The sequence below is a fragment of the Cardiobacterium sp. genome, from assembly GCF_057314735.1.
In genome coordinates this window covers 92,148-110,614 of the sequence record NZ_DBHKZK010000053.1, presented here as the reverse complement: position 1 = coordinate 110,614, position 18,467 = coordinate 92,148, and the positions used below count along the sequence as shown (strand labels likewise).

At 59.9% G+C, this 18,467-nt stretch carries 17 protein-coding genes, 5 tRNA genes and 2 pseudogenes (1 of these 24 only partly in view); 7 read left to right on the top strand and 17 right to left on the bottom strand.

Annotated features, from left to right (window positions below; genetic code table 11):
• The 7 genes from ACO54Z_RS07255 to gltX form a co-directional block, all read right to left on the bottom strand.
• Positions 1-51: transfer RNA gene (locus ACO54Z_RS07255), tRNA-Asn, on the bottom strand; it reaches 125 nt to the left of the window's first position.
• A gap of 20 nt (positions 52-71) precedes the next feature.
• Positions 72-147: transfer RNA gene (locus tag ACO54Z_RS07250), tRNA-Asn, on the bottom strand.
• Positions 148-222: 75 nt separating this feature from the next.
• Positions 223-1,440, bottom strand: a complete 1,218-nt coding sequence (locus ACO54Z_RS07245; protein ID WP_485996418.1) for a pyridoxal phosphate-dependent aminotransferase — start codon at positions 1,438-1,440, stop codon at positions 223-225.
• Between the two features lie 189 nt (positions 1,441-1,629).
• Positions 1,630-1,705: transfer RNA gene (locus ACO54Z_RS07240), tRNA-Glu, on the bottom strand.
• 54 nt (positions 1,706-1,759) lie between these two features.
• Positions 1,760-1,835, bottom strand: a tRNA-Glu gene (locus ACO54Z_RS07235).
• A gap of 3 nt (positions 1,836-1,838) precedes the next feature.
• A tRNA-Ala gene (locus ACO54Z_RS07230) sits at positions 1,839-1,914 on the bottom strand.
• A gap of 68 nt (positions 1,915-1,982) precedes the next feature.
• A complete protein-coding gene (gene gltX, locus ACO54Z_RS07225) occupies positions 1,983-3,386 on the bottom strand; it encodes a glutamate--tRNA ligase (protein ID WP_485996417.1) in 1,404 nt (467 codons plus the stop codon).
• A 124-nt stretch (positions 3,387-3,510) separates the two neighbouring features.
• Between gltX and glnA the strand changes: the two genes are divergently transcribed.
• The 3 genes from glnA (at position 3,511) to ACO54Z_RS07210 (ending at position 6,446) form a co-directional block, all read left to right on the top strand.
• A complete protein-coding gene (glnA, locus tag ACO54Z_RS07220) occupies positions 3,511-4,914 on the top strand; it encodes a type I glutamate--ammonia ligase (protein ID WP_485996416.1) in 1,404 nt (467 codons plus the stop codon).
• Positions 4,915-5,248: 334 nt separating this feature from the next.
• Complete coding sequence (locus ACO54Z_RS07215) at positions 5,249-5,686, top strand: SixA phosphatase family protein (RefSeq protein ID WP_298079456.1); 438 nt, start codon at positions 5,249-5,251, stop codon at positions 5,684-5,686.
• Positions 5,687-5,738: 52 nt separating this feature from the next.
• Complete coding sequence (locus tag ACO54Z_RS07210; protein WP_485996415.1) at positions 5,739-6,446, top strand: hypothetical protein; 708 nt, start codon at positions 5,739-5,741, stop codon at positions 6,444-6,446.
• A 349-nt stretch (positions 6,447-6,795) separates the two neighbouring features.
• Here the strand turns inward: ACO54Z_RS07210 and ACO54Z_RS07205 are convergent, their stop codons facing one another.
• From ACO54Z_RS07205 to ACO54Z_RS07160, 10 genes are all read right to left on the bottom strand, one after another.
• The gene (locus ACO54Z_RS07205; protein ID WP_485996414.1) at positions 6,796-7,932 is read right to left on the bottom strand and encodes a tetratricopeptide repeat protein; all 1,137 of its coding nucleotides are present in this window, start codon (positions 7,930-7,932) and stop codon (positions 6,796-6,798) included.
• Positions 7,929-8,378 (bottom strand): cytochrome c-type biogenesis protein, encoded by a 450-nt coding sequence (locus tag ACO54Z_RS07200; protein WP_485996413.1) that lies wholly within the window; start codon positions 8,376-8,378, stop codon positions 7,929-7,931. The genes ACO54Z_RS07205 and ACO54Z_RS07200 overlap by 4 nt, the downstream gene beginning before the upstream one ends.
• A complete protein-coding gene (locus ACO54Z_RS07195) occupies positions 8,375-8,839 on the bottom strand; it encodes an OsmC family protein (protein WP_485996412.1) in 465 nt (154 codons plus the stop codon). Before ACO54Z_RS07195 ends, ACO54Z_RS07200 begins: the two co-directional genes overlap by 4 nt.
• Before the next feature lie 13 nt (positions 8,840-8,852).
• Positions 8,853-9,239 carry a VOC family protein gene (locus tag ACO54Z_RS07190; protein WP_485996411.1) on the bottom strand — a complete coding sequence of 129 codons (387 nt, stop codon included), beginning with the start codon at positions 9,237-9,239 and terminating at the stop codon, positions 8,853-8,855.
• A gap of 132 nt (positions 9,240-9,371) precedes the next feature.
• Entirely contained in the window at positions 9,372-9,836 is a 465-nt protein-coding gene (locus ACO54Z_RS07185; RefSeq protein ID WP_485996410.1) for an OsmC family protein, read from the bottom strand.
• 63 nt (positions 9,837-9,899) lie between these two features.
• Positions 9,900-10,436, bottom strand: a complete 537-nt coding sequence (locus ACO54Z_RS07180; RefSeq protein WP_485996409.1) for a DsbE family thiol:disulfide interchange protein — start codon at positions 10,434-10,436, stop codon at positions 9,900-9,902.
• A complete protein-coding gene (locus ACO54Z_RS07175; protein ID WP_485996408.1) occupies positions 10,433-12,331 on the bottom strand; it encodes a heme lyase CcmF/NrfE family subunit in 1,899 nt (632 codons plus the stop codon). Before ACO54Z_RS07175 ends, ACO54Z_RS07180 begins: the two co-directional genes overlap by 4 nt.
• Positions 12,328-12,780 (bottom strand): cytochrome c maturation protein CcmE, encoded by a 453-nt coding sequence (ccmE, locus tag ACO54Z_RS07170; protein WP_485996407.1) that lies wholly within the window; start codon positions 12,778-12,780, stop codon positions 12,328-12,330. Before ccmE ends, ACO54Z_RS07175 begins: the two co-directional genes overlap by 4 nt.
• Positions 12,761-12,943: a heme exporter protein CcmD gene (gene ccmD / locus ACO54Z_RS07165; RefSeq protein ID WP_485996406.1), complete on the bottom strand. Its 183-nt coding sequence runs from the start codon at positions 12,941-12,943 to the stop codon at positions 12,761-12,763. Before ccmD ends, ccmE begins: the two co-directional genes overlap by 20 nt.
• Positions 12,944-13,672: a heme ABC transporter permease gene (locus ACO54Z_RS07160; protein WP_485996405.1), complete on the bottom strand. Its 729-nt coding sequence runs from the start codon at positions 13,670-13,672 to the stop codon at positions 12,944-12,946.
• 570 nt (positions 13,673-14,242) lie between these two features.
• Between ACO54Z_RS07160 and ACO54Z_RS07155 the strand changes: the two genes are divergently transcribed.
• The 4 genes and pseudogenes from ACO54Z_RS07155 to ACO54Z_RS07140 all read left to right on the top strand — a co-directional run bounded on the left by ACO54Z_RS07155 (position 14,243) and on the right by ACO54Z_RS07140 (position 18,349).
• Positions 14,243-15,247 (top strand): ornithine carbamoyltransferase, encoded by a 1,005-nt coding sequence (locus tag ACO54Z_RS07155; RefSeq protein WP_485996404.1) that lies wholly within the window; start codon positions 14,243-14,245, stop codon positions 15,245-15,247.
• Between the two features lie 14 nt (positions 15,248-15,261).
• Positions 15,262-16,191: pseudogene (gene arcC, locus ACO54Z_RS07150) on the top strand (carbamate kinase).
• Positions 16,192-16,237: 46 nt separating this feature from the next.
• Positions 16,238-17,777: pseudogene (locus ACO54Z_RS07145) on the top strand (YfcC family protein).
• A 101-nt stretch (positions 17,778-17,878) separates the two neighbouring features.
• The gene (locus tag ACO54Z_RS07140) at positions 17,879-18,349 is read left to right on the top strand and encodes an Lrp/AsnC family transcriptional regulator (protein ID WP_485996403.1); all 471 of its coding nucleotides are present in this window, start codon (positions 17,879-17,881) and stop codon (positions 18,347-18,349) included.
• Positions 18,350-18,467 lie beyond the last annotated feature (118 nt).

Below are 18,467 nucleotides of genomic sequence, written 5' to 3'. Positions count from 1 at the left end.
GCCGACCCAGTGATTAACAGTCACTTGCTCTACCGACTGAGCTATCCGGGATTGGTCTTTTTCCCTCAATTTGGCTCCCGGAGACGGGCTCGAACCGCCGACCCAGTGATTAACAGTCACTTGCTCTACCGACTGAGCTATCCGGGATTGGAATTGAGGCGGCGAATTCTAAGGAGATTGGCTGATGCCGTCAAGGCGGTGTCCTGCTTTTTTCGCAATCCGCTATTTTTGCTGGTAAGTTTTCAGGAATTCTGCGACTTTGTCTAGCGCGGTGCTTAAATCGTCCTTGTATTGGAGGAAGACAACGCGGAAGTGGTCGGGCGCGTGCCAGTTGAAGGCGCGTCCGTGGACGAGGAGGATTTGTTTGTTGCGCAGCAGGTCGAGGACGAAGCGTTCGTCGTTGCGGATGTTGAAGCGTTCGGTGTCCATTTTGACGAAGCCGTAGAGTGCGCCCATCGGCTTGCTCATGGAGAGTCCGGGAATATCGTTGATTTTTTCCCAGGCGATGTCGCGCTGTTCGCGCAGGCGACCGCCGGGGCGGGTCAGGTCGTAGATGCTCTGGTAGCCGCCAAGTGCAGTCTGGATGGTGTATTGCGCCGGCACGTTGGCGCAAAGGCGCATGGAGGACAGCATATCCAGTCCTTCGAGGTAGCCGCGTGCCATTTCCAGATTGCCGGAGAGGATCATCCAGCCGGAGCGGAATCCGGCGGCGCGGTAGGCTTTGGACATTCCGTTGAAGGTGACGCAGAGGGTGTTTTCGACCAGCGTGGCAATCGGGATGTGTTTGGCGTCTTCGTAGAGGATTTTGTCGTAGATTTCGTCGGCGAAGATGACCAGTCCGTGTTCTTCGGCGATGGCAACGATTTCGCGCAGGATTTCTTCGCTATAGACCGCGCCGGTGGGGTTGTTCGGGTTGATGAGGACGATGCCTTTGGTGTTGGCATTGACTTTGGCGCGGATGTCATCAATGGCCGGGTTCCAGCCGTTTTCTTCGTCGCAGAGGTAGTGTACTGCCTTGCCGCCGGCGAGGTTGATGGCTGCTGTCCACAGCGGGTAATCCGGCATCGGCAGCAGTACTTCGTCGCCGCTGTCTAATAATGCCTGCATCGCCATCACAATCAGTTCGGAAACGCCATTGCCGAGGATGATGTCATCAACGGTCACGCCCTTGATGCCGAGGCGTTGGGTTTCGTGCATGATGGCTTTGCGCGCGGCGAATATGCCTTTGGATTCGCTGTAGCCCTGTGCCTTGGAAAGGTTGGCAATCAGGTCTTCGCGCACTTCATCCGGTGCATTGAAGCCGAACGGTGCCGGGTTGCCGATGTTGAGTTTGATGATGTCGTAGCCCTGCCGTTCCATACGCATCGCTTCCGCCAGTACCGGGCCGCGAATGTCGTAACAGACGTTGTCCAGCTTGTGCGATTTGCCGATTTTGCGCATGGGGTTCTCCGGTGGGGTGGGTAAATGAGGCGGCAATATTACGCCCAAGCGGCACTTTCGGCAATGCGGTTTTGCCGCCGCTTTCGTGTGTTTACATACAGGGTAGCGCTCATGGTGTATGTATAAATGTCGCCGGAAAACGGACAAGAAAAAACACGCCTAAAGCGTGTTTTTTGAATTTGGGCAGTTTGGCATCCCCAAGGGGATTCGAACCCCTGTTACCGCCGTGAAAGGGCGATGTCCTGGGCCTCTAGACGATGGGGACAGGATACGGTTAACTGTGTGTGGTCTTCCCAAAAAAATGATGCCACCCGAAAGGTGGCATCCCCAAGGGGATTCGAACCCCTGTTACCGCCGTGAAAGGGCGATGTCCTAGGCCTCTAGACGATGGGGACATTTGGTGGAGCTAAGCGGGATCGAACCGCTGACCTCCTGCATGCCATGCAGGCGCTCTCCCAGCTGAGCTATAGCCCCGTTTCGGGAAGGCGCGCATTCTATGCGGAACACACGCCTTCGTCAAATGGCAAACTGCTTTTTTTTGTTTATCCCTGATTTTGCGCGATATATTCAGCGGCAAACTGCAAGCGGTGCAGGATTTCCGCTTTATCCAGCAGCGATAGTGTGACTGCCAAATCGGGCGATGGCGCGCCGCCGGTAATGGCCAAGCGTGCCGGTTGACCGACTTTGCCGAAACCGACGCCGTTGGCTTCGACGCAGGCGGCGATGGCGTCGTGCAAGGTTTCCGCGTTCACCACATCCAGCGCGGCGATGCGCGTTTGCAAATCCCGCAACAGCCGCGCCGTTTCTGCGCCTTTGAACGCTTTTTTCGCCGCGTCCGCCGGGAAAGTTTGCGGCGCGACGAATATCCACGCCATGTGCTCTGCCATTTCTTTCAGAGTCTTCGCCCGCTCCTGGTAATGCGGGATGGCGCGCAGTACGGTCGCTTCATCCACAGCGACGCCAAGTGCGGCGAATTGCGGCAACAGTTGCGGCAGCAGCGCTTCCGGCGTGGATTCTTTTATATAGTGCTGGTTGAGCCAGCGCAGTTTTTCGGTGTTGAAGGTGGAAGCGGCGCTGTGGACGTCATCAATGCGGAAAAATTCCAGCATTTCGTCAATGCTGAAAATTTCCTGGTCGCCGTGCGCCCAGCCGAGGCGCACCAGATAATTCAAAATCGCCGGTGGCAGATAGCCTTCGCGGCGGTAATCGAGGACGTTGGTCGCGCCGTGCCGCTTCGACAGGCGCTTGCCGTCGTCGCCAAGAATCATCGGCACGTGCGCAAATTCCGGCACGTCGTAACCCAGCGCGCGGTAAAGGTTAATCTGCTTCGGCGTGTTGCTGACGTGGTCTTCGCCACGGATGACCAGAGACACTTTCGCCTCCGCGTCATCGACCACCACGCAAAAATTGTAGGTCGGCGCGCCGTCGGAGCGGCGGATGACCCAGTCATCGAGCTCGCTGTTATTGACTGTCACCACGCCGCGCACCTTGTCGTGCCAGCTGACGCTGCCTTCGAGCGGATTCTTGAAACGTACCGCAGGCTTGACCCCCGGCACCGGCTCGCCTCCGTCGCGGTATTTGCCGTTATAGCGCTGCGGCAGGCCGAGGCGCTTCTGCTCCTCGCGCATCGCTTCCAGCTCTTCCGGCGTGCACCAGCAGTAATACGCCTGCCCGCGCGCAATCATCTGCTCAATAATCGCGTCGTAATCGGCGAACCGCTTGCTCTGATAAACAATCTCGCCGTCATGGTGCAAACCGAGCCAGTTCAGCCCGTCCAAAATCACCTGCGTTGATGCCTCGGTCGAGCGCTCCACATCCGTATCCTCAATGCGCAGGCGGAACACGCCCTGATGCTGGCGTGCGTGCAGCCAACAATACAGTGCGGTGCGCACGCCGCCGATATGCAAATCGCCGGTCGGGCTGGGGGCAAAACGGGTAACAACCATAAAAACCTCTACGATAAAAAACAAAAAGCGCGGCAACGCCGCCAAAGCGGGCGACATTTTACCGCTTAACCCCTACCGCCTGCGCATATAATGGCGCTCCTCATCAGCCAACCCGGAACGAACCATGACCCCCAGCGACATCCTGCAACTCATCCACGACGAAAACATCGAATACCTCGACCTGCGCATCACCGACAGCAAAGGCAAAGAACACCACATCAGCTACCCGGCGGACATCGACGAAGACTTCTTTGAAGAAGGCAAAATGTTCGACGGCTCCTCCTTCGCCGGCTGGAAAGGCATCCACAACTCCGACATGATCCTCATGCCCGACCCGGCCACCGCCTACATCGACCCCTTCTACGCGCACAAAACCCTCGTCCTCACCTGCGACATCATCGAGCCGGACACCATGCAGGGTTACGCGCGCGACCCGCGCTCGCTCGCCCGCCGCGCCGAAGCCTACCTCAAATCCACCGGCATCGCCGACACCGCCTGGTTCGGCCCGGAGAACGAATTCTTCGTCTTTGATGAAATGAAATACCAGACCAGTATGCACAAAGTCATGTTTGAAATTATCAGCGAAGAAGGCATCTGGAACAGCGCCGCCGACATCGACAGCGGCAACAGCGGCCACCGTCCCAACGTCAAGGGCGGCTACTTCCCCGTCGCCCCGGTCGATTCCCTGCACGACCTGCGCGCCGAAATGTGCGAACTGCTGACCCGCGTCGGTCAGGGCGTGGAAGTGCAGCACCACGAAGTCGCCACCGGCCAATGCGAAATCGGCGTGCGCTACAACACCCTCGTGCGCAAGGCCGACGAAGTGCAGCAGCTCAAATACATCATCCACAACGTCGCCCATGCGGCGGGCAAAACCGCGACCTTCATGCCCAAACCCATCGTTGGCGACAACGGCTCCGGGATGCACGTCCACATCTCGCTCGGCAAAGACGGCAAAAACCTCTTCAGCGGCGACGGCTACGGCGGCCTCTCCGACATGGCGCTCTACTTCATCGGCGGCGTCATCAAACACGCGCGCGCGCTGAACGCCTTCACCAACCCCTCCACCAACAGCTACAAACGTCTGGTGCCGCACTTTGAAGCGCCGATCATGCTCGCCTACTCCGCGCGCAACCGCAGCGCCTCCATCCGCATCCCCTATATCACCAACCCCAAGGCGCGGCGCATCGAAATCCGCTTCCCCGACTCCACCGCCAACCCCTACCTCGCCTTCTCCGCGCTGCTGATGGCGGGACTGGACGGCATCAAAAACAAACTGCACCCCGGTGAGGCGATGGACAAAGACCTCTACGACCTGCCGCCGGAAGAAGCGGACAACATCCCGCAAGTCGCCTTCTCGCTGGAACAGGCGCTGGACGCGCTGGAAGCGGACACCGCCTTCCTCAAACAAGGCGACGTCTTCACCGACGACCTGCTCAAGGGCTACATCGAGCTGAAACGGGCGGAAGTCGAAAAAATGCGCCTGCAAGTACACCCGCTCGAATTTGAGCTATATTACAGCTGCTAAAAAACAGCAAACGCAAAGCCGCCTTTCAGGGCGGCTTTTTTTACAGCCGATTCAAAGCGGATCAGCCGCATCGTTCGCACCGTACTATAGCCATCCACCGAAAGCTTCAGACAAGGCGCGCCGCTGAAGACAGTACGCGGTTGTACGGCGAAGCGGCGCAACACCGTATGAGGCTTTCGGTGGATGGCTATAACTCTGTACAGTCTTCGGCGGCGCGCCTTGTACAGAACTTGGTGAGTATCGCTATACAATGCCCGTCGGCACACGGCTGTCTGACGGCGACAATCATCAGCCCGCTCGCAGCTATTCCCCTTGAATCTGCAAGGAGTCCACCATGCAACTCATCCTTTGGCGCCACGCCAGCGCCAGCCACTACACCGGCTACGACCGCGCGCTTGACCCGGTAGGCCACAAACAAGCCGAGCAGGGCGGGCAATGGCTCGCCGCGCATTACCCGGCGATGCCCGTTTACACCTCCGCCGCGCTGCGCGCCCAGGAAACCGCGGCGCATTACCCGTTTCCTTCTGCCGCCTTCAGCGCGCTCAATCCGGGCAAATCCGCCCATGCCATTCTCGATTTCCTCACGGAGACAGGCGAGGAACGGTTGATTGCCGTCGGCCACCTGCCGTGGATTGGCCAACTGGCGGCGCAGTTGCGCGGCGAACACGGCTACTTTCCCTTCAACCACGGCATGATTCTGGTCTTTGACGGTGATGCCGCCAGCGGCTGGCAGATGACTGCCTCGTTCCAACCGCAACCGGTCAGCGGCTGATGCCCGCCCGTGTCTGCAACCCACCGAATCCCCACACACAACAGGAGAACCCATGCGACGTTTAACCCTCCTCACCCTGGCGCTTGCCGCCCCCGCCTTCGCTGCCGATAGCGCCGAAGCACCCGCTGCGCTGAATGAGGCGCTGGCAACGCCCGCCGCCGAAACCGATAAACCGACGGGCGAGAGCTCGCCTGCCATTGAAGCCGCCAAACGCGCTGCGGAAGCGGCCGCCGCCAAACCGGCAAACGAAACTGCACCCACCGCCGAGGCCGCCGAACCGGGCGTATTGGCCGCAACGCCTGCCACGCTCCCGGCCGCAGCCACGAAACCGCTGACCAAAGACGCTCTGGTGGGCGCCTGGACGTGCAGCACCTCCTACCCGGCGTTGTCCGCCCGCCTCGACGAGCATTACGAATTTCGCGTCGATGGCAGCGCCGAAAGCGACGGTATGATGACCTTTTTCCTGAAAGCCGGGCTGTTGCACTACGACGTGCATAACAAAGATCGCTGGTCGCTGGCCGATAACACGCTCACCATCGACATCAGCGATTACACCGTCATCCGCGCGCTCAAACCGCGCATGGCGGAGATACTGGCGAAGTCGCCCGAACTCACCGCCTACGAGGAAAAACTGTTCGCCAGCCTCAATCATGGCAGCAAAAACGGGCGCATTCGCCTCACAGTCACCAGCCATGACGCGCAATCGCTGCAGATGCACGATGAAAGCGGCAATCTGAGTGAATGTTCGCGCCCGCAATAACGGCGGCATTGCGCAAAACCCCCGCTAGCGCGTGCTACCGGGGGTTTTTGTTTGCGACGGGTTTGGCTCTCGCCTGCTCATCCAAGCTGCGACACGGACGCCGCCGACACATCTTGACCGCACGGACGTTGCAAAACCTGGCGATAGCCATCCCCCGAAAGTTGCAGACAAGGCGCGTCGCTGTAGCCGCAAAATCGTCGCCATCACCCGGATGGTGCGCCGAGGCGCATCCTAGGCGGGTTCTGTGCGCAGTTCTGTACAAGGCGCGCCGCCCGCTGGCGGTGCCTTTCAAGGTGGGCGAGCAGGGTGGTTGTGCCGCTGCTGTTGAGCAGGGAGCGGGACGGCGGCGTTATGGCAATTCGAGGGTGAGGGTGGCGTCGCCGCGGGCGGTCGTCTGTTTTTCGGCGAGGCGTTGGCCGCTGACGTTGCCGTCGGCGCTCAAGATCGCGCGGTAGGTGAGTTGCGGGCGGGCGCCGAGGCTTTCGCCGGTCATGCTGTCGCGGTCGGTGAGTTGCAGGGTTTGCGTCAGCGCCGGGGCGGTGGCGCGCACGGCAAGCGGCATGCGTTCGCCCGGCAGGCTGGCGCTCACGTAGAGGCGGGCGGTGGGCGGCAGGCTTGCCAGTGTGTCGGGGTGGATGTGCACGGTGATGGTCGGTGCGTTTGCAGTGTTGGCGCTCGGGGTGTCGTTGTCGGCGGGGATGAGGCGGTAGAGCGGGTGTTCGGGCGCGAGTTCGCGGCGCAGTTCGCCCCACAGCGGCGCGGCGAGGTTTTTTTTGCCGCTTTGGGTGTAACCGGCGGCGAGCAGGATTTTGGCGAGCGGATTCTGCCCGCTTTGTGCGCGCAGGATGGTTTCGATGTCCGGCGGCATGGGGCGGTTGGGATGGGCAAAGAGGCGGGTTTGGGCGTAGTCGAGGGCGAGTGCGGCGTCGTTCGGCGCCAGTTTGCGCGCGCGGGCGTAGATGTCAGCGGCGATGGGGTACTGGTTGTCGCGGTTGTAGCAGCGGGCGAGGGTGGCGAGTTGTTGCGGGTCGCTGCGGTCGATGCGCTGCTGGAGCGCCTGGCAGTAGATGGTGAGGCTTTCGGCGGGGATTTGTTCGATTTCGCCGAGGTATTGGCTGCGCAGGAGGACGGGCGCGAGTTGGGCGGTGAGGTCGTGCCAACGGCGGCTGTTGGCGTGGTCGGCCAGTTGCCAGAGGAGGAGGGCGGCGGCGCTGGCGAGCAGCATGGCGGGGATGTGCCAACGCGGCGCGCGCGCGGCGGGCGCGGCTTTGCCGGCGCGCAGGTTTTTCAGGGCGTGGTAGAGGCGGTAGTCGTGTTCGTCCTGGTTCGCCGGGTCGGCGGCGCTTTGTTCGCGCCAGGCGGCAATCAGCGCGCGTTGTTCGCTTTGGTTGTCGGCAGGCGGGGCGGCGGGACGGCGCAGGCTGGCGCGCAACAGCGGCGCGAGCGCGGCGAGGGTGAGCAAGAGCGGCGGCAGGTAGTAGTTCATGTGGCGTCGTCAATCCATTGTTGTAGTTGGCGTTTTTCTTCGTCGCTCAGGCGCGCGCCGTGTTTGCGGCGGCGGCGTCCGCCGAGCCAGAGGGCAAGCGCGGCCAGCATTGCCAGTGGTGCGCCACCCCAGAGGATGAGGGTTTGGCTTTTCAGCGGCGGGTCGTAGTGGATGAAGTCGCCGTAGCGTTCTTGTAGCCAGCGGTTGATGTCGGCGTCGCTTTCACCGTCGCGGATGCGGGCGGCGACTTGTTCGCGCAGTTGGCGGGCAAGGGGGGCGTTGGATTCGGCGATGTTGCTGTTTTGGCAGGTGGGGCAGCGGATGTTTTGGATGAGGTGCTGGTAGCGGGTGTTTTCGACCGGGCCGCTGAAGTCGGGCGCGTCGTTGAGCGCGGCATGGAGCGGCAGGGCGAGGGCAAGGATGAGGGGGAGGAGGCGGCGGATCATGCTTGTTCGATGTGGGCGGCGATGGTGACGGGGCAATTGAGGGTATTGGCGATGTAGCAGTCGCGGTGGGCGTCGTGGTGCAGGGCGAGGGCAAGTGCCGGGTCGGAAGTGGCGCTGATGGTAACGCGCGGTTTGAGGCGGATGGCGGTCATGCGGCCTGCGGCTTCGTTCATTTCGGCTTCGGCGTCGTCGCTGTAGGCGAGGACGGTGATGCCGTGGTCGGCGCAGTGGTGCAGGTACCAGAGTTTGTGGCAGGCGGAGGCGGCGGCGAGCAGCAGTTCTTCGGGGTTCCAGCGGGCGGGGTCGCCACGGTAGGCGGGGTCGGCGGAACCGGGGATGTCCGGCTTGCCGGGGGCGCGGTGGATGTGGTCGCGGCTGTAGGCGGTGTAGTGCGCTGTGCCTGCGCCGAGGTTGCCCGTCCATTCGGTGCGGGTGTGGTAGTGGTGGGTTTTGGCTTTCATGGTTTTGGGCTGTTTAGATGGTGATTTCCAGCAGGTTGCCGTCCGGGTCGGCGACGACGCTTTCGTAGTAGCCGTCGCCGGTGGTGCGCGGCCCGCTCAGGCAGGGATAGCCGTCGGCGACGAGTTGTGCGGTCAGGCGGTCAACCGCTTCGCGGCTGCCGACGCTGAAGGCGCAATGGATGTAGCCTTCGCGCATCATCCGCTCGCCGCCGGGGGCGAGGCTGGGACGGGTCATCAGTTCGAGCCGCGTCGCGCTGTCAGGGAAGGTGAGGAAATAGGTTTGCAGGCCGGTTTTGGGGTTGTGGTAGCGGTCGTTGGCGGTCGCACCGAAATGGCGTTCGTAGAAGGCGCGGGCGCGTTCGAGGTCGGCGGTGTAGAGGGCGATATGGTCTATTTTCATGGGTGTGGCGGCTGTGGTTGGAGCGGGTGGTGTGGGGCGGTTTGGTTTGCCTCCTCCCCGGCTCTGCTCCTCTGCGGGCTGCGCCCTGCAGTGGCAGGGCGAGGGCAAGGAGGAGGGCGAGGAGGCGGCGGGTCATGCTTGTTCGATGTGGGCGTCGATGGTGACGGGGCAGTTCAATGTGTTGGCGATGTAGCAATCGCGGTGGGCGTCATGGTGCAGGGCGAGGGCAAGTGCCGGGTCAGACGCGGCACTGATGGTAACGCGCGGTTTGAGGCGAATAGCGGTCATGCGGCCTGCGGCTTCGTTCATTTCGGCTTCGGCGTCGTCGCTGTAGGCGAGGACGGTGATGCCGTGGTCGGCGCAGTGGTGCAGGTACCAGAGTTTGTGGCAGGCCGAGGCGGCGGCGAGCAGCAGCTCTTCGGGGTTCCAGCGGGCGGGGTCACCACGGTAGGCGGGGTCGGCGGAACCGGGGATGTCCGCTTTGCCGGGGGCGCGGTGGATATGGTCGCGGCTGTAGGCGGTGTAGCTGCTGGTGCCGCTGCCGAGGTTGCCTGTCCATTCGGTACGGGTGTGGTAGTGGTGGGTTTTGTGAGTCATGGGGTCGTTCCGTGGTGAGGGGTGGCGGGGGAGTCAAGATCGGGCGGTGGGGCAAGCCCCACCCTACGGGTTCTTCAGCAGTGGCTGGAAGTGTTCCTGCCAGACTTGCGGGGTGAGGGCGCCGGCGTGGCGGTACTTTATGGTGCCGTCGGCGGCGATGAGGTAGGTTTCCGGCGCGCCATAGACACCGAGGTCGGTAATCAGCGTGCCGTTTGTGTCGCGCAGGTTGAGGCGGTAGGGGTTGCCGTGGCGGGCGAGGAAGGCGGTGGCGTCGGCAATTTCGTGGGTGTTGTCCGCCGGCCAGTTGATGCCGACGATGGGGATTTGTTGGCCGAGCTGGAGCAGGTAGGGGTGTTCGTCATGGCAGGCGGGACACCAGCTGCCCCAGATGTTGAGCAGGTAGGGCTGGCCTTGCGGCAGGTCGGCGCTGGTGTGGCGCTGTTGGTCGCTTGCCAGCGCTGGCAGGTCGATGGCAGGCAGCGCTTTACCGGTGGTAACGGAGGGCAGTTCTTGCGGGTTTTGTCCGAGACCGCTGACGAAGAGGGCGATGAGGGCGGCGAAGGCGGCAAGCAGGGTGATGGCGAGGGTTTTGCGGTTCATGGGTTTTTGCGGGTTGGTAGAGCGGCGAGCGCGGCACCGGCGGCCATGATGAGCGCGCCGAGCCATATCCAAATGATGAACGGTTTGTATTGCAGGCGCACCGCCCAGGTGTCGGCGTTGATCGCTTCGCCGAGGGCGATGTAGAGGTCGTGCGTTGGCGTGATGTGGCGCGCGCTTTCGGTCATCGGCATGCTGCTGCTGTGGTAGCTGCGTTTGCTCGGCAAGAGGATGGTGACGGGGGTGCCGTCGGCTTTTTGTACGAGGATTTTGCCGACGGTGGCGGTGTAGTTCGGCCCTTCGCGCGTGTCGAAATCGACCAGCGTCAGGCGGTAACCGGCGAAGTCGAGGACGCTGCCGCGTTTCAGGCTATGGTCTTGTTCGTTGCTGTAGAGGCCGGTGGCGGTGATGCCGAGCGTGGTGATGAGGTAGCCGAGGTGGGCGAGAGTCATGCCGCTGTAAGCGCGGGTGATGGGCAGGCGGTGGCGCAGGCGGTCGGTGGTATCCACGATGATGGCGGCGGCGGCGGTCATCGCGGCGAAGACGGCAAGCGCGGTGCGGATTTGCCAGGTGTCGGCGAGGGTGAGGGTGAGCAGGGTGGCGGCGAGGGCCAGCGCGAGTACGGCGGCAAGGCGCGGTGCGAGGCGGCGGGCGCGGTCGTTTTTCCAGCGGGCAAGCGGGCCGATGCCGAGTAGAAAGAGGCTGGCCAGCGCCAGCGGCACGATGAGGCGGTTGTAGTAGGGCGCGCCGACCGAGATTTTGCCGAGGTTGAGGCTGTCGGCGGCGAGCGGGTAGAGGGTGCCGGTGAAGACGATGAGGCAGGCGCCGGTCATCAGCCAGTTGTTGGCGAGGATGCCGGTTTCGCGCGAAAGCAGGGCGTAGGGCGCGTTGCTGGCGAGGCGCGGCGCGCGCTGGATAAGAAGGATAAGCGCGGGCAGGGTGATGGCGACGAGCAGGGCGAGGATGAAGATGCCACGGCCGGGGTCGGCAGCGAAGGCGTGTACCGAGGTGAGGACGCCGGAGCGGACGAGGAAGGTGCCGATGAGGCTGAGGCTGAAGGCGAGGATGGCGAGCAGCGCCGTCCAGGAGAGGAAGGCGCCGCGTTTTTCGCTGACGATGAGGCTGTGCAGCAGCGCGGTGCCGATGAGCCACGGCATGAGCGAGGCGTTTTCTACCGGGTCCCAAAACCACCAGCCGCCCCAGCCGAGTTCGTAGTACGCCCAGTAGCTGCCAAGCGCGATGCCGAGTGTGAGGGCGAGCCAGGCGGCAAGCGTCCACGGGCGGGCGCGACGCAGCCAAAGGGTGTCGAGCCGCCCTTGCCACAGTCCGGCGACGACGAAGGCGAAGGCGACGGCAAAGCCGACGTAGCCGGTGTAGAGCAGCGGCGGGTGGAAAATGAGGCCGGGGTCTTGCAAGAGCGGGTTGAGGTCGGCACCATCGAAAGGCGCGGGCAGGGCACGGCTAAAGGGGTTTGACGTGAAGCCGATGAAGGCGATGAAGCCGAGGCTGATGCCGCCCAAGACGGCGAGGATTTTCGCGCGCAGGTCATCCGGCAGCGTTTTGCTGCGTACCGCCAGCGCCGCAGTCCATAACCCCAAAATTTCTATCCAAAGAAGCAACGAGCCTTCGTGTCCGCCCCAAACGGCGGTGAGGCGGTAGTACCACGGCAGCAAGCTGTTGCTGTGGGCGGCGATGTAGCGCACCGCGAAGTCGTTGGCGATAAAGCCGTAGGCGAGGGCGGCAAAGCTGAAGGTGAGCAGCGCGCTTTGGGTTTTCGCGGCGCTGACGGCGACGGCGCAGGCGGTGCGGCGGTCGGCGCAGAAGGTCGGCAGCAGGGCTTGCAAGAGGGCGATGGCGCCTGCGAGCCAAAGGGCGTAGTGGCCGGTTTCGACGATCATTGTTGGCTCTGGTGCTGGTAGCCGCTGCGTTCCATGTCCGCCTTCACTTCCGGCGGCAGGTAGTTTTCGTCGTGCTTGGCAAGGATTTCGTCAGCGCGGAAAACGCCGTCCGCGCCGAGGGTACCGCGCGCAATCACCCCCTGTTTCTCGCGGAAAAGGTCAGGCAGGATGCCGGTGTAGGTGACGGCAAGCGGCGGGTGCTGGAAGTCGGTGATGCGGAAATTGACGGTGAGGCTGTCGCCTTCGCGCACGAGTGAATGCTCCTCCACCATGCCGCCAACGCGGATGCCGGGCTGGTCACGCGGTACGGCATTTTCGGCGACGCTTTGCAGCGAATAGTAGTGGTTGAGGTCGTTTTGCATCGCATAAAGCAGCAGCGCGACGGCGGCTGCGAAGGCGGCGAATATCAGACTGATGAGTGTCAGGCGTTTATGTTTGGCGGGCGTCATCGTGGCGTTGCAGGGTTTCGAGGGTGTGGCGCAGGCGGCGTTGGCGGCGGGCGGTGTAGAGGTGAATGGCGACGAGGGCGGCGAGGGTCAGGCCGTAAGCCGTCCACACATAGACGCCATGCGTGCCCATGCGGAAAAAATCACTGAGGCTGGCGAAGCTCATCTAGCCCTCCAACTGCCGCCGGATGCGGTGTTCCAGAATGAGATTGCCGATGGCGCGCAGCATATAGAGCGCAAACAGCGCATAAAAAGCGACAAGCATGACCAAGAGCGGCCACAGCATCGCGCCGTGGATGGAGGGGCCGCCTGCGCGGAACAGCGTCGCGCCCTGGTGCAGCGAATTCCACCACAGCACCGAATAATGAATCACCGGAATATTGATGACGCCGACAATGGCGAGAATGGCGGCGAGGCGGTCGGCCTGGTCGCGCTCCTCAATGCTCGCCTGCAACAGCATATAGGCGAGATAGAGAAAGAGCAGGATGAGTTCGGAAGTAAGGCGGGCGTCCCACGTCCAGAAGGTACCCCAGGTCGGCTTGCCCCAAATCGCGCCGGTGGCCAGGGCGATGGCGGTCATCAGCGCGCCATACGGCGCGGCAGCGCGGGCAAAAAAAGCGGCGAGACGGCTGCGCCAGACGAAAAACACCAGCGCGGCGGCGGCCAGCATCACATACACGCTCATCGACAGCATCGCCGCCGGGACGTGGACATAAATGATGCGGAAACTGTTCTTCTGCTGATAATCCATCGGCGCAAACACCAGCCCCCAGACGGTGCCGAGCGCGAGCAGCGCCCACGCCAGCGGCGCGAGCCACGGCAGCACCCTTGCCGACAGCCGCTCAAACCCGGCGGGACTGGCCGCGCGCTGAAGCCGTTTATGCAGGAAATTCATGAAATACCCAATGATGATTCAAGATGTTAGCGGGAAAATAACGGCGCGCATTATACAGGGCGGGCGGGCGGCGGCAAAGGGCGGCAGTGTGGATAAAACCGGCGGTGTGGCGCAGTTTTTCCGAAGGTGCGGCATCTTCCTTCCATAGCGCGGATGCTGGCGCAGCCATTCCCGTGCGGGCGTCCGCCAAATTGCGCCCTCCCCCGTGGGGGAGGGTTGGGGTGGGGGCAGCAAACCATCCGCGTTAGCGGCAAGCACCACATACCATTTACATACACCTTCCCCCGCTATCCTGTATGTAAACGCAGCCCCGTCGCGCTTGAAAATATCCCGGCCAACCACACCCCTTGCACAACAAACCACAAAACGGCGTGGTAAAAATCACGCCCGCTCACAACATTGAAATAAAATTCCAACGCAGGCGGCAATTCGCGCAATAAAATACGGACATTCACCCTGACAAAAGATGAATCAGGATAAATGTTTCAAGGCAGATTCTATAAGATGCCCCGCGAAAGAACGGCAAAAACACGCTTTCAAACCCAATCAACACAAATCAGGAGAACCGTTATGGCCTTTAACCTCAAAAACCGTCACCTGCTGAGTCTGGTACATCACTCCGAACGGGAAATCAATTACCTGCTGGACCTTGCCCGCGACCTGAAACGCGCCAAATACGCCGGTACCGAGCAGCCCAAACTCAAAGGCAAAAACATAGCGCTTATTTTTGAAAAAACCTCCACCCGTACCCGCTGCGCCTTTGAAGTCGCCGCACATGATCAGGGTGCCAACGTCACCTATATCGGCCCCGGCTCTTCCCAAATCGGCCACAAGGAAAGCATAAAAGACACCGCGCGTGTTTTGGGACGAATGTATGACGCCATCGAATACCGTGGTTTCAGCCAAAGCATCGTTGAAGAATTGGCCGAATACGCCGGTGTTCCCGTCTTCAATGGCCTCACCGACGAATTTCACCCGACGCAAATGCTCGCCGACGTATTGACCATGATTGAATACAGCGACAAACCGCTGAAACAAATCAAATACGTCTATATCGGCGACGCGCGCAACAACATGGGCAATTCCCTGTTGCTGATTGGCGCCAAACTGGGCATGGATGTACGCATCTGCGGGCCAAAAGCCTTATTGCCGGAAGACAAACTGGTGAAAATGTGCGAAGGATTCGCCAAAGAAAGCGGCGCGCGCATTACCGTCACCGATGACATTGACAAGGCCGTCAAAGACGTCGATTTCGTCCATACCGACGTTTGGGTCTCGATGGGCGAACCGCTGGAAAGCTGGGGTGAACGCATCAAAATCCTCCTGCCCTATCAGGTGACCCCCGAACTGATGAAACGCAGCGGCAATCCGCACGTCAAATTCATGCACTGCCTGCCCGCCTTCCACAACAGCGAAACCAAAGTGGGCAAAGAAATCGCGGTCAAATATCCCGAACTTAAAAATGGTATCGAAGTCACGGAAGACGTTTTTGAATCGCCGATGAACATCGCCTTTGAACAGGCAGAAAACCGGATGCACACCATCAAGGCGGTGATGTACGCCAGCCTGACCTGATTAAGGAGTCTTGCATGAGAATTGTCATCGCATTGGGCGGCAACGCCCTGTTACGTCGCGGCGAACCGCTGACCTTTGAGAATCAGCGGCAGAATATCAAAATCGCCTGCGAACAAATTGCCAAAGTATTCCCCAACAACGAACTGGTTATCGCCCACGGCAATGGCCCGCAAGTCGGTTTGCTGGCCTTGCAGGGGGCGGCGTACAAAGACGTACCGACCTATCCTCTGGATGTCCTCGGTGCAGAATCAGTGGACATGATTGGCTATATGATTCAGCAGGAGCTGGGTAATCTCGTTCCGTTTGACGTACCGCTCGCCACATTATTGTCGCAAGTGGAAGTGGACAGAAATGATCCGGCCTTCCAGCACCCGACCAAACCGATTGGCCCGGTCTATACCAAAGCAGAAGCGGAATAACTGGCAAAAGAAAAAGGCTGGTCGATTGCGCAGGATGGCGACAAATATCGCCGCGTGGTACCGAGTCCATTGCCAAAACGCATCTTTGAAATCCGTCCGGTGAAATGGTTGCTCGAACACGGCAGCATCGTCATTTGCGCCGGTGGTGGCGGCATTCCGACCTATTACGACGAGCAGCACAATTTGCACGGCGTGGAAGCGGTCATTGACAAAGACCTTTGCTCCGCCCTGCTCGCCGAAAATCTCGAAGCAGATTTGTTCATTATCGCCACCGACGTTTACGCCACCTTTGTCGATTGGGGCAAAGAAACGCAAAAGGCGATAGCCAGCGCGCATCCCGACGCGATAGAAGCGATAGGGTTTGCCGCCGGTTCGATGGGGCCGAAAGTACAGGCCGCCATCAATTTCGCCCGCCATAGTGGACACGATGCGGTGATTGGCTCGCTCTCCGATATTGTCGATATCGTCAAGGGCAAGGCCGGGACGCGCATCACGACCCAAGCCGACGGCATTTCCTATTACTGACACTGCCCGGGCGGACGGATGACCGTACGCCTGAATCCGTCTGCACATCAAGGAATTATTAAAGATTAAAAAACAATTTAACTTCCCTTCCGCCTTTACCATCCTCTTCATTATTCTGATTATTGCGGTGGTATTGACCTGGGTAGTCCCCGCCGGTTCCTATTCCAAGCTGACCTATGACAACATCAACAATGTATTCGTGGTCAAGGCCTATCAGCAAGAAGACGTAACCTATCCGGCAACCGAAGAAAGCCTGGAAAAGCTCAAAATCAAAATAGACCTGAAGAACTTTACCGAAGGCACCATCAAAAAGCCGATTGCCATTCCTGACACCTATCAGCGGGTGGAAAACAAACCGAAAGGTATTGGCGATATTGCCGTCAGCATGGTACACGGCACCATTGAAGCCGCCGATATTATGGTCTTTATCTTTGTTTTGGGGGGCATGATTGGCGTCATCAACAAAACCGGCTCCTTTAACTCCGGCTTGATGGCACTGGCGCGAAAAACCAAAGGAAGGGGATTTGCCATTGTCTTTAGTGTTTCCGTGCTGATGGTATTGGGCGGCACGACCTGCGGCATTGAAGAAGAGGCGGTTGCGTTCTATCCCATTCTGGTGCCGGTATTCCTCGCCCTCGGTTATGACGCGATTATCTGCGTTGGCGCGATATTCCTCGCCTCCTCAATGGGGACGGCATTCTCCACCATTAACCCGTTCTCGGTCGTCATCGCTTCCAACGCCGCCGGTATTCCCTTTACCGAAGGCATCAGTTTCCGTGCCGTCGGTTTGGTATTGGGTGCCGCGTGTGTGATTTATTACCTTTACTGGTATGCGAAAAAAATCAAGGCCAATCCCGAAGCCTCCTACACCTATGCCGAGCGCGAAGAATTTGTGCAGCTTTACATGAAAGATGTGGATCCGAATGCGATAGTGGAATTTACCCTGCGCCGGAAAATTATCCTGACCCTGTTCTGCATTGCCTTCCCGATTATGGTTTGGGGGGTCATGGCCGGTGGCTGGTGGCTGGTGGTTCCCGCAAATGGCGGCTTCCTTCCTGACGATTACCATCGTCATCATGTTCATCTCCGGCCTGAAAGAAAAAGAAATCGTCAATGCCTTTACCCACGGTGCCTCCGAACTGGTTGCCGTCTCGCTCATTATCGGCATGGTGCGCGGGGTAAACCTCGTCCTTGAAGAAGGCATGATTTCCGACACCATCCTGAATTATACTTCGCAACTGGTGAGCGGAATGCCGGCCAGTATGTTTATCCTCGGACAACTGGTGGTCTTTATCTTCCTCGGACTGGTCGTGCCCTCCTCATCGGGTCTCGCCGTACTCGCCAGGCCGATTATGGCACCGCTGGCCGATGCCGTCGGTATTCCGCGCTTTATCGTGGTATCCGCCTATAACTGGGGGCAATATGCCATGCTCTTCCTCGCACCGACCGGACTGGTACTGGTGACGCTGCAAATGCTGAATATCCCCTTCAACAAATGGGTGAAATTCGTCATGCCAATGATTGACGTCCTGCTGGCTATTGGCGCAACGCTTTTGGTCATTCAGGTTTCCCTGTACGGACGCTGATGGCTGACAAAAGGCTGCCGCCAGGGCAGCCTTTTGTTTTTTTATGGCATGAGCCACCCCTTTCCCCCGAAAATCGCCTTTCGACGGCAGGAGCAACACTTATGCCGAAAGACAAGCTGCTGGACAATATCAATACCCGCATTCTGCGGGCGCTGCAAAAGAATGGACACCTGCACAACAACGAACTGGCACAGGAAATCGGCCTTTCCAATTCGGCCTGCCTGCGCCGGGTCAATATTCTCGAAGAAAACGAATTTATTGACCGCTATGTTGCCATTCTCAATCCGCAAAAAGTGGATTGCAATCTCGCGGTCTATCTCTTTGGCTCGTTTTCCGAAGAAGACATCCAGAAAAGGGATCGCTTTATCTTCGAGATGAAGCTCATCCCCAATATTGTCGAATGTCATCTGATGGCGGGCGATTATAATTTCATCATCAAAATGCGCGTCGCCAATCTGGATGAATTTCATCACATCAAAACCAAATACTTCAACAAGGACATCGGCATCAAAAACATCAGATCGGAAGTGGTGCTGAAAACGATCAAGGACACGACGGAATTGCCGCTGTAGCCCCTTTCATCAAGGCAAAACCCGGCGCTTGGGCAGGATTCCCGCTTGCAGTGAGGCTGAATGGCAAACAGCCGCGCCGTGGTTATTTCGCCCGTCATCCACCGCGACAAAGCCGCCG

Coding starts and splice junctions, on each gene's coding strand:
- ACO54Z_RS07190 (WP_485996411.1), bottom strand. CDS start 9,239: ATGAAAATAGACCATATCGCCCTCTACACCGCCGACCTCGAACGCGCC.
- ACO54Z_RS07160 (WP_485996405.1), bottom strand. CDS start 13,672: ATGAATTTCCTGCATAAACGGCTTCAGCGCGCGGCCAGTCCCGCCGGG.
- ACO54Z_RS07245 (WP_485996418.1), bottom strand. CDS start 1,440: ATGCGCAAAATCGGCAAATCGCACAAGCTGGACAACGTCTGTTACGAC.
- ACO54Z_RS07155 (WP_485996404.1), top strand. CDS start 14,243: ATGGCCTTTAACCTCAAAAACCGTCACCTGCTGAGTCTGGTACATCAC.
- glnA (WP_485996416.1), top strand. CDS start 3,511: ATGACCCCCAGCGACATCCTGCAACTCATCCACGACGAAAACATCGAA.
- ACO54Z_RS07200 (WP_485996413.1), bottom strand. CDS start 8,378: ATGATCCGCCGCCTCCTCCCCCTCATCCTTGCCCTCGCCCTGCCGCTC.
- ACO54Z_RS07210 (WP_485996415.1), top strand. CDS start 5,739: ATGCGACGTTTAACCCTCCTCACCCTGGCGCTTGCCGCCCCCGCCTTC.
- gltX (WP_485996417.1), bottom strand. CDS start 3,386: ATGGTTGTTACCCGTTTTGCCCCCAGCCCGACCGGCGATTTGCATATC.
- ACO54Z_RS07195 (WP_485996412.1), bottom strand. CDS start 8,839: ATGAAAGCCAAAACCCACCACTACCACACCCGCACCGAATGGACGGGC.
- ccmE (WP_485996407.1), bottom strand. CDS start 12,780: ATGACGCCCGCCAAACATAAACGCCTGACACTCATCAGTCTGATATTC.
- ACO54Z_RS07180 (WP_485996409.1), bottom strand. CDS start 10,436: ATGAACCGCAAAACCCTCGCCATCACCCTGCTTGCCGCCTTCGCCGCC.
- ACO54Z_RS07205 (WP_485996414.1), bottom strand. CDS start 7,932: ATGAACTACTACCTGCCGCCGCTCTTGCTCACCCTCGCCGCGCTCGCG.
- ACO54Z_RS07140 (WP_485996403.1), top strand. CDS start 17,879: ATGCCGAAAGACAAGCTGCTGGACAATATCAATACCCGCATTCTGCGG.
- ccmD (WP_485996406.1), bottom strand. CDS start 12,943: ATGAGCTTCGCCAGCCTCAGTGATTTTTTCCGCATGGGCACGCATGGC.
- ACO54Z_RS07175 (WP_485996408.1), bottom strand. CDS start 12,331: ATGATCGTCGAAACCGGCCACTACGCCCTTTGGCTCGCAGGCGCCATC.
- ACO54Z_RS07185 (WP_485996410.1), bottom strand. CDS start 9,836: ATGACTCACAAAACCCACCACTACCACACCCGTACCGAATGGACAGGC.
- ACO54Z_RS07215 (WP_298079456.1), top strand. CDS start 5,249: ATGCAACTCATCCTTTGGCGCCACGCCAGCGCCAGCCACTACACCGGC.